The organism is Mesorhizobium sp. M2A.F.Ca.ET.067.02.1.1, assembly GCF_004023285.1.
Taxonomy (GTDB): Bacteria; Pseudomonadota; Alphaproteobacteria; order Rhizobiales; family Rhizobiaceae; genus Mesorhizobium.
In genome coordinates this window covers 1-12582 of the sequence record NZ_RZSB01000085.1, presented here as the reverse complement: position 1 = coordinate 12582, position 12582 = coordinate 1, and the positions used below count along the sequence as shown (strand labels likewise).

The 12582-nt window shown below is 61.7% G+C and carries 14 protein-coding genes; 8 read left to right on the top strand and 6 right to left on the bottom strand.

Going from position 1 to position 12582, the window contains the following annotated elements; all coding sequences use genetic code 11:
• Positions 1 to 1018 precede the first annotated feature (1018 nt).
• The gene (locus EOA28_RS09700; protein ID WP_128314852.1) at positions 1019 to 1357 is read left to right on the top strand and encodes a hypothetical protein; all 339 of its coding nucleotides are present in this window, start codon (positions 1019 to 1021) and stop codon (positions 1355 to 1357) included.
• Positions 1358 to 1448: 91 nt separating this feature from the next.
• Here EOA28_RS09700 and EOA28_RS09695 read toward each other — a convergent pair whose 3' ends face one another.
• A complete protein-coding gene (locus EOA28_RS09695; RefSeq protein ID WP_128314851.1) occupies positions 1449 to 1973 on the bottom strand; it encodes a helix-turn-helix transcriptional regulator in 525 nt (174 codons plus the stop codon).
• Between the two features lie 103 nt (positions 1974 to 2076).
• Between EOA28_RS09695 and EOA28_RS09690 the strand changes: the two genes are divergently transcribed.
• The 3 genes from EOA28_RS09690 to EOA28_RS09680 are packed head-to-tail and all read left to right on the top strand — an operon-like array spanning position 2077 to position 3396.
• Positions 2077 to 2652 (top strand): hypothetical protein, encoded by a 576-nt coding sequence (locus tag EOA28_RS09690; RefSeq protein ID WP_245501506.1) that lies wholly within the window; start codon positions 2077 to 2079, stop codon positions 2650 to 2652.
• Between the two features lie 55 nt (positions 2653 to 2707).
• Positions 2708 to 3022, top strand: coding sequence for a single-stranded DNA-binding protein (locus EOA28_RS09685; RefSeq protein WP_128314849.1), 315 nt, complete (start codon positions 2708 to 2710; stop codon positions 3020 to 3022).
• Positions 3019 to 3396, top strand: coding sequence for a hypothetical protein (locus EOA28_RS09680; protein ID WP_148670677.1), 378 nt, complete (start codon positions 3019 to 3021; stop codon positions 3394 to 3396). The genes EOA28_RS09685 and EOA28_RS09680 overlap by 4 nt, the downstream gene beginning before the upstream one ends.
• A 293-nt stretch (positions 3397 to 3689) precedes the next feature.
• Here the strand turns inward: EOA28_RS09680 and EOA28_RS09675 are convergent, their stop codons facing one another.
• Complete coding sequence (locus tag EOA28_RS09675) at positions 3690 to 4121, bottom strand: hypothetical protein (protein WP_245501505.1); 432 nt, start codon at positions 4119 to 4121, stop codon at positions 3690 to 3692.
• A 10-nt stretch (positions 4122 to 4131) separates the two neighbouring features.
• A complete protein-coding gene (locus EOA28_RS38745) occupies positions 4132 to 4308 on the bottom strand; it encodes a hypothetical protein (RefSeq protein WP_189341990.1) in 177 nt (58 codons plus the stop codon).
• Positions 4309 to 4416: 108 nt separating this feature from the next.
• Between EOA28_RS38745 and EOA28_RS09670 the strand changes: the two genes are divergently transcribed.
• The 4 genes from EOA28_RS09670 (at position 4417) to EOA28_RS09655 (ending at position 8650) form a co-directional block, all read left to right on the top strand.
• Positions 4417 to 5097 carry a ParA family protein gene (locus EOA28_RS09670; RefSeq protein ID WP_189341989.1) on the top strand — a complete coding sequence of 227 codons (681 nt, stop codon included), beginning with the start codon at positions 4417 to 4419 and terminating at the stop codon, positions 5095 to 5097.
• A complete protein-coding gene (locus EOA28_RS09665; RefSeq protein WP_128314846.1) occupies positions 5094 to 5504 on the top strand; it encodes a hypothetical protein in 411 nt (136 codons plus the stop codon). Before EOA28_RS09670 ends, EOA28_RS09665 begins: the two co-directional genes overlap by 4 nt.
• Before the next feature lie 501 nt (positions 5505 to 6005).
• Positions 6006 to 6413, top strand: a complete 408-nt coding sequence (locus EOA28_RS09660) for a hypothetical protein (protein ID WP_128314845.1) — start codon at positions 6006 to 6008, stop codon at positions 6411 to 6413.
• Positions 6410 to 8650, top strand: coding sequence for a relaxase/mobilization nuclease domain-containing protein (locus EOA28_RS09655; protein WP_128314844.1), 2241 nt, complete (start codon positions 6410 to 6412; stop codon positions 8648 to 8650). The genes EOA28_RS09660 and EOA28_RS09655 overlap by 4 nt, the downstream gene beginning before the upstream one ends.
• Before the next feature lie 227 nt (positions 8651 to 8877).
• Here the strand turns inward: EOA28_RS09655 and EOA28_RS09650 are convergent, their stop codons facing one another.
• From EOA28_RS09650 to EOA28_RS09640, 3 genes are all read right to left on the bottom strand, one after another.
• Positions 8878 to 11043, bottom strand: a complete 2166-nt coding sequence (locus EOA28_RS09650) for a type IV secretory system conjugative DNA transfer family protein (protein WP_128314843.1) — start codon at positions 11041 to 11043, stop codon at positions 8878 to 8880.
• A 12-nt stretch (positions 11044 to 11055) separates the two neighbouring features.
• Positions 11056 to 12036: a P-type DNA transfer ATPase VirB11 gene (virB11, locus tag EOA28_RS09645; protein WP_245501504.1), complete on the bottom strand. Its 981-nt coding sequence runs from the start codon at positions 12034 to 12036 to the stop codon at positions 11056 to 11058.
• Positions 12037 to 12074: 38 nt separating this feature from the next.
• A partial coding sequence (locus tag EOA28_RS09640) for a TrbI/VirB10 family protein (RefSeq protein WP_281060896.1) occupies positions 12075 to 12582 on the bottom strand: 508 nt, incomplete at its 5' end.

Below are 12582 nucleotides of genomic sequence, written 5' to 3'. Positions count from 1 at the left end.
GGGCATAGAAGCGCCGCATGTTCTGCGACGGGTCGATGCGGCGAAGATAAACCGGGCCTGCCTCCTTGTTCTCCATGGCCGGGGTCTCGCTTGCTTCGAAAGCGACGTCCAACGAGTTCTTTGAATCGAACCGGCTCGACCGATTCAGTGCGGTCATGGGTCGGCAGCGCGCGCATTATTTCGCAGTGCTCTTGCGAAGGGACCCTCTTTACAGGCTCCTACTGTAGTCCCTGCAAACGGCCGCGAGGAGGCTAAATTCACGTCGCGATTGTTCAGGCCGAAGGCCCCGGCAATTGCTCGCATAAGGCACAGCTCCCATCACCGGGTCTCAAGCAGGGCAAGTCAGCCAGCGCCCTTTAAGGATCAATTTTTGACACTTTACTTTGTGCAACCCGCCTTGCAATCATGCCAGGTGAGTCTGAACGGAGGAAAAATCGAGCACAAATAAACCGGCGCGGAGGCCGGCTTTTCCAGGGAATAGGCTACAGGAGTTGGCGCTCCTGATCTCGCCCGAAGATTTTGCGAGACCGTAGCCCGACCTTCCCGGCATTGCAAGAGAAATTGCGCTTCCGCGCCACGGCTTTGCACGACCTGGCGAAGGGAAAGAAATGGATCTCTATTCAACGTTGAGCCTATGGCTCACGAACATTCGGTCATTGGCCGAGCTGGACGATTTTTGCCGCCAAATATGGAAGCTCTACGGCGAGGAGTCCCTGGGCGAGGATGAAGCGGAACGGCTTTGCGAGAAGGCTAATCAGCAACGCTCCGATCTCAAAAAGGCACGTGCCGGTGGGGCAGCACTGCCTCGCTCCTGTTATCCGCAACGGCCTCGCAGCGAGCGAAGCCGGCGCGAGGCTGCCCGCGGCCACCGAGATCCTGTGCGGTGGTGCGCAAGCGGCGTCTCGCCCGCATGCAGGCTGTCCGGCCCGAGTTCGCCGGCGCGTTCACCGAAGGGGAGAGCGCGGCGCTCTATATCGTCATGTGCGACTGCCGGCAGCATGGCAGATGCGACCGATCGGTGAAGGAAATCGGCGATCGCGCCGGCGTCGGGGCGACCACGGTTCGCAATGCGCTGCGCAAAGCAAGCAGGCTCGGTCTGCTGCGCGTCACCGAGCGCAGGCAATGGCGAGCCAGGAACCTCACCAATCACATTGTCGTCGTGCATCGGCGTCAAATCGCCTGGATTGCGAAATTTCGGCCCAATCTCGGCCTGAAACTTTATCCGACTGCCTTCAAAAAAGCGGCGTCCACAGGAAGCTCCCGCAATAATCAGAGCGGACGACCATTCGGCAGCCGATTCGACTGGCCGCCGGATGGGCCGAAGCCATTCCCTAGTCACGCATTGCCGACCGGCTGACGCCTTAGTCGCCAAAACACGCTTGCCGCGGAACCCCTAAAGGCGGCCCGAGGCTGTTTGAAAAACAGCCCTTGCGATCGGCTGCGCCATATCAGGCCGGTTTATGCTTGCTCTCGGGTTCCTGAAACAAAAAGGTCGCCGGGTCGCGACCGAGCGCATCGCCGACGGCGGCGATCGTATCGACACTGATATTGCCAGCCGCGCGCTCAAGCTTGGTGAAGGTGATCTCCGACACGCCCAGGAGCTCCGCCATTTGATAGCGGACCAGGTTGCGGCGCTTACGCTCGCTGTCGATGATGGCGGCGAGGCGCGCGCGGATCGATTTTTCGGTGAGCTTGTGCGCCCAGGGTTCCAGCTCGGCGCCGCCGACCAGAAGTGTCGCGATCGACACCTCGAGCGCCTGGGCCATCTGCTCGACCGTGCGCAGCGTCACGTTGTTTCGTTTTCTCGTGGTGCGAATATAGGTGCGGTATGCCAGCCCTTGACCAGGCGACGTCTTGAACAGTTCCGCCATCTGTTGATGGCGAAGCTTTCGCTTGCGGCGCTCGGTGTCGAGGAACCACGCGATATTGTCCCGAAGCGGATTGTTCACCTCGCCCGCTTCGTTTGGCAGCATGAATCTATGTATTCGCACGAACCCGCCTGTTCGGTCTGCCCTTTTCCCGGGCCAAGAACCATAGTAAAGTGTCAAAAACCCTCAGAGGAAAAGAGCCATCACCATGCTCAAATGTCTCGTTGTGGGCGCTGCCGCGATCGCGGGCACCGCATCTGTTCCGTCCCAAACATTCGCATCCGAGTGGGGCTGTCAGGTCCTGCTTTGTCTGTCTGGTGACTGGCAGGGCACGCCCTCTTGTCATCCGCCGATAGATCGGCTGATCGACGCCCTGGGCTTGCCCGGGTTTTCGTGGCCAACTTGTCCGCACGCCAATTCGTCCGGCGCTGGCTACGACCCGTACGAGGCGTGCCCGCAGGGGTGGACGCCTTACGCGCCGGCCAGCGACCGCCCGGGGCAAGAGCAGGCCAGCATGTGCCGAATCGCCGCTGGCAATCTCGGTCAGCCTGCCAACTTTGGAGCGCGGCATGGTCAGGCCGACGGAAGTCTGACGGGAACCATCCAGCTCGGCGACCGCACCGTGCCGGTCCAGCTTACTCATGTCTCCAGCGGAGCACATAACGATCGAACAACCACCTATTACGACATTCAACGCCCGCGCCGCGCGAAGCCTTACTACATCGATTACGACGACGCGAACGGGCTGCGGCAGCGCACCTGGTTCAACCTTAGCAGACCATGATCCCGAGTCACCCCGGCTGGCTAAATTAGCTGCACGAAATGAGGGAGTTACCCCGATGAAAAGCGTCAACAGGTTCACCATTCATGGCAATGTCGGGTCGGTCGCGCCGTTCGACAAAAGCACGAGGGTCAACATTGCCACCAACCGCAATTGGCGCGACGAACAGGGCCATGCCAAGGAAGCCACCGATTGGGTCCAGGTAACCGTCCTGGAGGAGAAGCAGGCCGCCTGGGCGGCGGAGAACGCCAAGCCCGGCGATGTCGTCTTCGTCGAAGGCCGCATCAGCAACAACTCTTTCAAGCGCAACGGTGAGACCGTCTATACGACGGACTTAATCGCCTCCACCTTCAATGTTTTTCCGAAGCCGTGATCATGTTCAATGCGGGGGCGCTTATTTTGGCGGCGGCATCCGGAACATTGGTCGGCATAGGCGGCACGCTTGCTCTTTATCCCACACATGACCAGCTCTCCGCGGTGATTGCGTCCGAGCCGGCGCTGTGTGCGAAACTGGCCGCGGCCGGCCTTGAGATTCCATCGCCTGCCGAGGCTCTAGAAGCTTTCCGGCGAGCAAAGAACACCGATCAAGCGACGCTGCGCATCGGAGAGTGCTCGAAGAACGCCGTGGGACCTGGCGTGCAATGCACCGTGAAGTACAAGCTTCGCACTTCCTGGAAAGACGAAGGCGACGGCGTGGTCGCGTTCTCCAGGGGACCCGATGGCTGGCAAGCGGTACAGCTTCAATGATTGTCCGCTTGCGAAGCTCTGGTTTCGGCCCGGCTCCGCGGTCTGTCTTGCACACCGTCGAAACACCTTCCTGCAGTGATCACCTCGCTAGCGGCACCGGGTCTATTTGACACGCAATCCGGTCCATCGAAGGATCTTCTTTTGTGTCTCCGCAATTCCCATACCCAAAGAGCCGGAGCCGGAGCGCGCCCTCAACAGCGCCGTAGGGACGGCGGAGGCCGGAGATGATGGCCCGCGGCGGTTCCGGCTCTACACAAGCCGTCCGCGCGGGGCCCGGGGCCCGGCCGCGGCGCTCACTTGTGTGGGGTGCAATAGACGCCTTGGGACACCAAAAGGACGGCGCCGCCCTTCAATTCCGTCAGCGCGCCGACCCAGGCATCGGAATAGGTGCGACTGGCGTCTACCGCCGTCAGCCAGATGACGCGGTTGTCGGCAAGCTCCACCTTGACCTCGCTTTGCAGAGGGCTTGCCTGCACCGTTTGCTGATAATGCCGCTTGATGCGCACATTGCCGCTGGCAAATTCGATGTTGTTGCTGTCGTAATTGAGCAGGAATGGAGCATCGCCTTTAGCGGCCTTGCAGGAGCCGTCACGCTCACAAACAATTTTTGCTGCCGTGGCGCAATCCCATCGCAACCCCGCGGGCCACATAGGATTGCTGCCGGTCCCCTTGGACTGATCACCGGTCGCGGCGGCGCCGACGCTCGCGGCCGTCGCGACGGCCACCAATATCGCCCTAACCATCCGTTTCGCACGCCTTACTGTTCGGCACCATCAAGATCAGCTCGCGCTGGCGCATCATGCCGACGGAGGCAAGCGCGCTGTAATGCGCCAGCGTGGCGGCTGCCGCATCAAGCGCCGCCTCGCAGCCGTCGCGCGTCGAGATCTCGGCCAAAGCTGCCCTGAACATCACTGTCCTGTCCGGTTGATCGCTCATAAATTGACACTACACTTTGGGTTCAGTTATGACAATCGCCGGGCAGGCGGTTGCATAAAAGCCGTTCATCGAGGTCCCCGAGCTATGATCATATCTGCCGCTATCGCCAAAGGTGGCACTGGCAAATCGACCCTGCTGCGCGCTCTCGCCTCGGTCGCCCTTAATCGCGGCTACGCGGTGACACTCATTGACGGCGACGTTCGCCAGAACATGAGCCGGTGGGCTCAGATGCTCAAGGAGGCCGGCAATCGTCCCGAGACACTCCAGCTCGTCAGCGCCACGACGCCGCGCGAGATCCTGGAGGCGGCGGAACTGTATAATGGCGAGCGCAGCGTGGTGCTGATCGACACCGAAGGCACCACGAACGACAACCTCATGGCCGGGCTGTTTGCCGCCGATATAGTGGTGGTGCCGATCTTCTTCGCGCTCGACGACGTGACCGCAGCAATCCAGATCACCGACCACTACATTCCGCTCGCGGTCGAAACACGCGGCCGGCCGCTGCCAGCCGTGTTTGTCCTGACAAAACAGACCATCATCGATGCGAAGGCGAGAGCCTTGAGCGAACTGCGCGCAATCATTCAGGCGAACGGCACGCCGATCGCCGACCATGCGCTGCAAAACCGTGTCGCGTATCGGGACCTGCAAAGCGGCCAGACACTCTACAGCGCCGATCAGGCCGACGCGAAGGCGATTGCCGAAAGTGAAGGGGTCTTCGACGATGTTCTGAAGACCTTCACCGAAGCAATGAGGCAGGCCGCATGACCGACAAAAGCCTCCCGGACACACAAGAGGACAAGAAGGCTCGCATGATGCGAGCGATCTCCACTGAGCCGCCTACGCTCCCGAGCATGTTCATCGCTCCGAAATCCGATTCCGCCCCCCAGCCGCTTGCCGCCGCATCTGCGGTGGCATCGGAGGCTGAAGCTGCGCCGGCGGTTCATCGGCCGGACTTCCGTAAAATGTTGCGACAGGGCCAGAAAAAGGATCCGGTTGCCGGCAGGAAGATCCGCGAAGAGGAAATGGTGCGCTGCGGCTATTACCTTACGGCCGGCGAACAGCGGCAATTCAAGCTGCTCGCCATCAGCAACGGCCACAGCATGACCGAGCTGCTGCGCCAAGCGGTGCAGGACTACATCAAGGCCCATAAGCACAAGCTGCCGAACGATTAGGACAGCCCGCCCCGGGGCATGTCCCCACAAGGTTCCAGAGAGCGCTGCGGGCCACACGGCCGAGGCCGGGCCATCGATGCTCGGCCCGGCGCAAATCAGCCGTGCTCGCCGGCCTGGGGCGCGTGACTCAGCTTATGCGCTTTACCTAACCCACAAGGGTCCCGCGATTCCCGGTCGCTCGCGCTCACGTCCCCTGCTCTATGCGATTTGTCTCCATGTTAGCATGATATTTCCGCAGCAAGGCAACATGTTGAGTTAGAGACATGTCGCTAAGTTGGCTTGTCTCCAAGTTGAAAATGCAAAATGTCTCTGGGGAAACGTGTCTCCTTGCTAATGTTTACAGATTATTTCGAAAGGAAAGCTCTGGGCAGCCAGAATGATACCTCAAAGGTATTTCTGTAATGGTGGTTTTTGTCTTTGGCAGGATAGCCTTTTTTGTGTTACACGCGAAAAAAGGACGGCGCGGCCCAAGGGCCTTAGCGCCCGCAAGCGGGCTTGAAGATGAGACCCAACAACGGCCAAGCAGAAACGCAGAACGCATCCCGGCGCTATGGCGAAGTCCTGCATGTGCGCTTCTCAAGCGCCGAACTGGAGCGGCTGCGCACTATGGCTGATGGTGAGTCGGTGACGGTCAGCGAAGTCGTTCGCCGCCTTGTCCGCACCGAGGCGGGCTTTCTGCCGGCAGCGACGGGGGAGCTGCGACCCGCCATTGAAGAGGCCACCGACCAGCTTCGCCGCGTCGGTGTGAATTTCAACCAGGCGATCCGCGCGATGAACGAGGGCCGTGTGCCGTATGACGAAGACCTCGAGCGCGCCTTGATCGCCGTTGGCGAGCTCGTGCGTCGGTTCCGCGAAGAATTGAAGGCGATGATTGCCCGGCCGCGCAAGCGAAGCGAGATCAGGGCATGAGCGGCCCTCTTGCCGGATACGCTGCTGAGATCGAACGCTATTTGCGCATACCGGGCGCCGGCGATCTGGAGGACCTCGAGGAGGATAAGCTTTTGCAGTCGGCCGGCCGGGAGACGGCCGATCGTCAAGCGATGAACATCCGTGCGAGCGGCGTCGCCCGGACCCACTCGGCTTCGCCTATGGCTGGTGTGCAATCGTCGATGCACCTGGGAGCGAGCCCCCGCGTCGCAAAGGCACCGGTTCAATCCTCAGGCCCGGGAGGTCCGCTCAGCGCGATACCACTGTCTGTGGGGACCAGCGGGAGTCTGCCTTCATCCAGCGACGCAAAAGGCGCGATAGCGATTTTCGACCTCGCACTCCGCACTTTCGTCAAGGAAGAGGAAGAAGAATGGCGGCGCCGTGGCGGGGGCGGCGGAAGGTCGGGCGCGCTCCCGTCCGCTCGACACTTCGCCCGGTCGACGCGTGAGGCGAGGGCCGTTGCGGCGCGAGCGGCCTATGCCGCGGGTGCGCAACCGGCCGTGTTCAAGGTCTTGTCGAGCGCGGCCGATGGCGAGCAGGCCGGCGCCCTGCTCGCCTATATCGGCACACGCGCCAAGGAACAGGGCGAGAAGCGCGACATCGAGATCTTCTCCGACAGCGGACATAGCCTTGCCAATGCGCAGGACCGTCGCGGCTTTCTGCATCAATTCACGCAGACATTCGAGCCGCAGCTGGAGAATACGAATTTCATTGAGGTGCGGTTCGAGCTCGCCGGCGACGTCACTGACGAAGCACTTGGGGAGGCGTTGAACACGGCCTTCGGATCAAAGCCTTTCGTCTATGCTCGCACCGGCGACAGCGTCGACGTTTATGGCCACACAGGAGAACGCGCCGGACCGCTTGCCAAGATTTTAGCCGCCGGGCGCGCATATTCGCGCAGCAAAGCGATCGATAAGATCGAAGCCGGCTTGCGCGAAGCCCTAGGGGAGGCCGGTATTCGCGCCACAGCGGAAGTGACCGCGGCTGTCGGTAACGAGCGCAAGGCGCAATACTTTCTGCAAAAATTCATTCGATCGCACGATCAGGTTCGCCAGGCGAATGGACAGGCGGTTCCCAACAAACAGCCGACGAAGGCGGCCGCGGCGATCTATGAGCAATGGCGGCCACAACTTTCCGGCCGGGAGCGGCGCAATGCCTATCACCTGCTTTTCTCTGCCCGGGCTGGTACGGACGCGCAAGCCATCATGGCGGTCGCGCGGGCCGTGCTCGAGGAGCGCGCGCCCGGGCACAAATTCGTGCTCGCACACCATGCCGAGACGAAGCACGTCCATATTCACGCCATGGTGCAGGCGCGGTCGAACGACGGCGAGCGGCTGACATTCTACAAGGCTGATCTCCATGCCTGGCGGGAAGCGTACGCGGAGAAAGCGCGCGGACACGGCATCGCGATGGTCGCAACCCGCCGGCACGATCACGCAATGAGCCGACCCTATACGAAAGAACATGCGGGCGCCTACAAGCGCGCGCAGAACGATCCGCGCTACCAGGTCAGTGACAAGACAAGCGCGCGCGTGGAGGACAAACGGCAGCGTCGAATGGATCGCGGATTGCTGGTCGCCAATGGCGGAGCGATCGCCGGCGTGTGGCAGCGGACGGCCGCCGTGATGCGGGCGGCTGGCGTGACCGGCCAGGCCCTGACCGCGGCCGAGGCGATAGGCAAGAATGTCCTCCGGATTCATGCGCACAGGGCAGGCGAGAAGCCGGCCGCTGGCGTCTTCAAAGATGGCGGGGGACCGGGGCGGACCCCGTCGTTCTTGTCCCATCCAGGCATGAAAGAATTGACCAGGCTGATAGGAGCTACCAAAATGGCGCAGACACCTTTGGAAATGCGGCAGAAGATGGCGCGTGTGAATCAAGCGTTGGATCAGATGCGGGACACGCTCCCCAACGCCGAGCAAACGCGTTTCGAGCAATACCGTGAGGGCGTGAACGACAAGATGCACGATCGTCTCGCCCGCCTTCAATACGAGCAGACGGGCGTGGGCGGAGCCGGCGAAGCAGCGCCCGAAAGGGAGGCGCGCGGCCGGGATTTGCCGGCCCGAGAAGACACACGTCAGCCCGAGACCTCGGCGCGACATGCCGAGAAGGCGCGGCAACGCGTTCAGGAGCAGAAAGACTTAGCCAAGCAAAAGGGCCGGCAGGCCGACGATCAGGACCGCAAGACACAGCGCAGCCAGGACAACGAATACGAGCGCTAAGCACTTATCTTTCGAAGGTGGGCCCGGTTTCGGGAGAAGACATGCTTAATTCAAGCCCTTAGACAAGGCGCCCGAGTCCTTTTCAGGCGCCCTGTTTTATGTGCGGCCACCGCCAGCCCCAAACCCAATGGCCGGGTCTTTGCCGCCTAAAGTGAACTCTTCTCAGCAGAAACGGAGCTTGTTGGACCCACCAACAATGACCGCCGACGCGCCGTTGTAGGACGGGATCACTCGTCCACGACATCCGGCAATGCTTCCGCGACGACGCTTAAATTGCGGTCGAAAGTTTCGGCATCGGCCGACTGCGGACGGAAAGATTTAGCCTCGGCGAGAATGGCCGCAATCATGGCCTCTTTTTGCGGCGAGATCCTGGTCGCCGCCGCCCGGGCAGCCAAAGCCGAAAAATCGACGGCATTGGCCGCTGCGGGCGCCGCCGCTGCCGGCGGGATAAGGCTCGCCTCGACGCCAGCCTTTTGCGAGGCGGGCAGGCGACGGCGAGCAACTGGCGGCTCGGCACGCCCAACCTTTGCAGCGAACGTCGCACCGCGCTGCAGCCGCGACCGTGTGATGCCGGAGCGGTAGCGTGGCCCAGCCGGCACGATCGACTGGACGGGTGGGGAGGGGAGGGGAGCGGCGGCAGCGACTGGTTTGGCGTGCTTTGCGTTCGCCCTTTCCAGGAGCGTCATGAACGCCCGCTTGGAGAGCTCCCGATCAGCGAAATAGAAATTCCGGGTCGCAAGGATTGCATTTTCGCCGCGCGGCAGAATGACGACCTTGCTCTTGTCCATGGTGCGAATTTCGTCCGGACGCATGAGCGGCCGACGCACTTGCTTGCTGTGAACGGAGCGCGTGTAATAGGTGTCGAAAAGACTCGCCTGGGTTCTGGTAACGTCCTTCTGAAATTCAGCCGTTTCGCCTATCTGATCGGAGACGTAGCGCAGATCGTCGATCTCCTGGGCGCCGAAGAAGATCTGGACCCGGGCAGCGTTGATGAGCGTTTCGCGGCTTTCCTTGCGGTAAATCTCGTCGACCGATTTGAGCGACTGCACGAAAAACCACATCGGCACGCCGTGGCCGCCAAGCACGGTCGCCATGTCCGTCACATTCTCAAGCTTGCCGAGGTTCTGAAATTCATCGAGCAGGACAAGCACCTGGTGCTCGCCGGGGCGTGGCATGGATTCGGACATGAAGTTCATCATCTGCGTGATGAGCACATTGAACAGCGGGCCCAGCGAAGCCATCTGCTCGCGCCGAAAATCGAGATAGAGCGAGACCCGCTCGCTCTTGAGATTGCGGATGTCGAAGGAGCTGCGCGCAGTTGCCCGCATCAATCGCTCGTTCAGGAAGGGCGCCATGCCGGTGCGCACGCCGGCATAGAGACCGGAAAACTGCTTCTCCGCCATATCCGCATAGGGCAGAAGCGTCTGCAGCGTAAAATCCGACACTTCATGCCGGCGGGTGTCGCGCAGGCTAGCCAGGAACTCCAGGATCGGCTCATCGGCGCCGTTCATGATCTTGAGGATGGTGGCGAAGCTGCGGTTTTCGTCAGCGATCCGCGCGGACTCCATGACATAAGAGGCAATGCCGGTGAAGAGGAGGCGGGCATCGTTGACCCAATAGGGATCAGCGTTCGCAGGCGGCCGCGGAAAGAGCGCGGCCGCCATGTTGCGCAGGTCGATGTCCCGCTGCGCCGAATCGAGCGAAATAAAATCCATCGGATTATAGAAGGCGGTGTTGCCGTCGCGGTCGGCCGGCGCGAAGCGGACGACCTGGCTGAAGGTGGCCCGGTGGCCGCCTGTGGCCTCATAGGTCTCGCCGCGCAGATCGAGCACGACAAGCGAATGGGGCCACATCAGCGCGTTCGGAATGATCAGCGCTGCGCCCTTGCCCGACCTTGGCGGTCCGATGACGAAGCCGCCGACGTCATCGCCGTCGATCCAAAGTTTCTTGCCGCCGCGAACTCTAGGGCGCGTCAGGCGCAATTTGCCGGTCCGCCGATCGCGGTGCGGGGCAAAGACGTTGACCAGTCTGCCGCCGGCTCGTCCGATGAAGATGCCCTTCGGCTTCAGCAGGCCAGCTCGGCGAACGTCCGCCATCGACATGAATTTTGCGTCGTTGCGCTTGGGTGGCCGCATCAAGAATGCGGTCGCGAGCGGCAGGAGGAAGCCGAATAGGGCCGCGGCGCCGGCGTATTGAAGCTTTGCAAAGCGTCCAGCTTTCAGGTCCGCCCAGGCGTAGCCGAAGACTGGCCGCGGGTCCGCATTGATGCTGTCGAAGCGAAAATGCGATCCGGTCCTGTACCAGTCGGTCGCCGCGTATGCGACCACAAATGCCAAGGCGCCCAGCGCCACAGCCATCAACGCCAGAAAGATCCTGCCGGCGATCTTTTCCATGGTGCGCCCCTGTCAGATCGTCTCAGCCTTTGTGAACTTGATTTCGCTGATCGAGCGCCGTCCGCCGTCCCCGCGCACCATCTGCACGACGACCGGGATCACCTCCCGCAGGTAGTCGAGGATCTCGCTGCGAGAGAGCCCGACATTTCCTTGCATGACCATGAGGGCCAGGCGCTCATAGGCCGAACGGGCCGAATTGGCGTGAACGGTTGTCAGGGAACCGGGATGGCCGGTGTTGATGGCTTGCAGGAAGGAAAATGTCTCGGCACCGCGCAACTCGCCGAGCAACAGCCGGTCGGGCCGCATGCGCAGCGACGCCTCGAGCAGCTGTTGCGGCGTAACCCTGGCAAGGCCCTGGTCACCTTTCGAGGCAAGCAGCGTCACGGTGTTGGCCGTCGCCGGCTTGAGTTCGCGTGTATCCTCGATGGTTATGATGCGCTCATGAGAGGGAATGATCTTCAACAACGCATTGAGGAAGGTTGTCTTGCCGGTCGACGTGCCGCCGGAGACAACTACGGAAATCCGATTGCGAACCGCATATTGCAGAAATTCCAACGGCGAGGTGTCGTTGAGCATCTCGGCGAGCTGCATTTCTTTGGCCGAGAGCGCCAGGCCGCTGCCCATCTCGGTCTGTTCGAAGGCGCCCATCTTGGCGTAGTCGCCAAGCGTCATGTCCATGATGACCTGCTTGCGGATGGAGATCGCGCCCCCATCGGGTGCCGCCGGCGGCAGCACGCATTGAAAGCGCTCGCCTGAAGGGAGAGCGGCCGACAGGACCGGGGTGACTTCGTTGACGACCTGGTTGGTGGCCGAAGCGACCCCAACGGAGACCGAGCGGATCCAGTTCTTGGTGAGCTCGCGCTTGACGACGTGCTCCATCTCCGTTGCACCCAGGCGCTCAATGAAAACTTCGCCGGGCCGGTTGATGGCGATTTCCGAAACCGCGGCTTCCTCCATATAGGGCCAGATCGGTTCCAGTTCTGCGCGTAGCACCGGTGCGCGCGCCCAGGGGTCCGGCCTAGGCTGCACATTCATCGGAGCGGAGTCCCGTAGCTTGGGTCATAGGGCTCAGCCTCAGCCTTCGGCGTCATGAAGAGCTGCGTCGGATCGACAGCCTTCGCCGGCTTGCTTCCGCGCTTCAGTCGCGCCAGCTCCTCTTCTACCGGATCCGCATAGAGCTCGGAGAAATCGAGGTCCCGGCGCACGAAGACGATGATCGGCGTGCCCTGGTCGACGTAGATCGTCGGCGGGATGTTTTGTGTGTCGCGGAATGCCTCTTGCGCCAGCTGCTGCAGCGCCGTCGAGGATTTGTCGAAGGCGATGCCGCGGGCGTCGCGTTGCGAACCGGAGCCGCCATAGGTGGTGGTGACCGTCTGTCCCGTAACGGGGTCAACAGTTGTCACCTGCCGTTGCTGGCTGTCGCCGCCATTGTTGGCAAGGGAGGACAGGTACTCCGAAACGCCGCCAACGACCGAAAGCATGATCGCATTGCCGTAGCGTTCGAGCCAATGCGTATCGACGCGGCCGCCGAGACCGCCC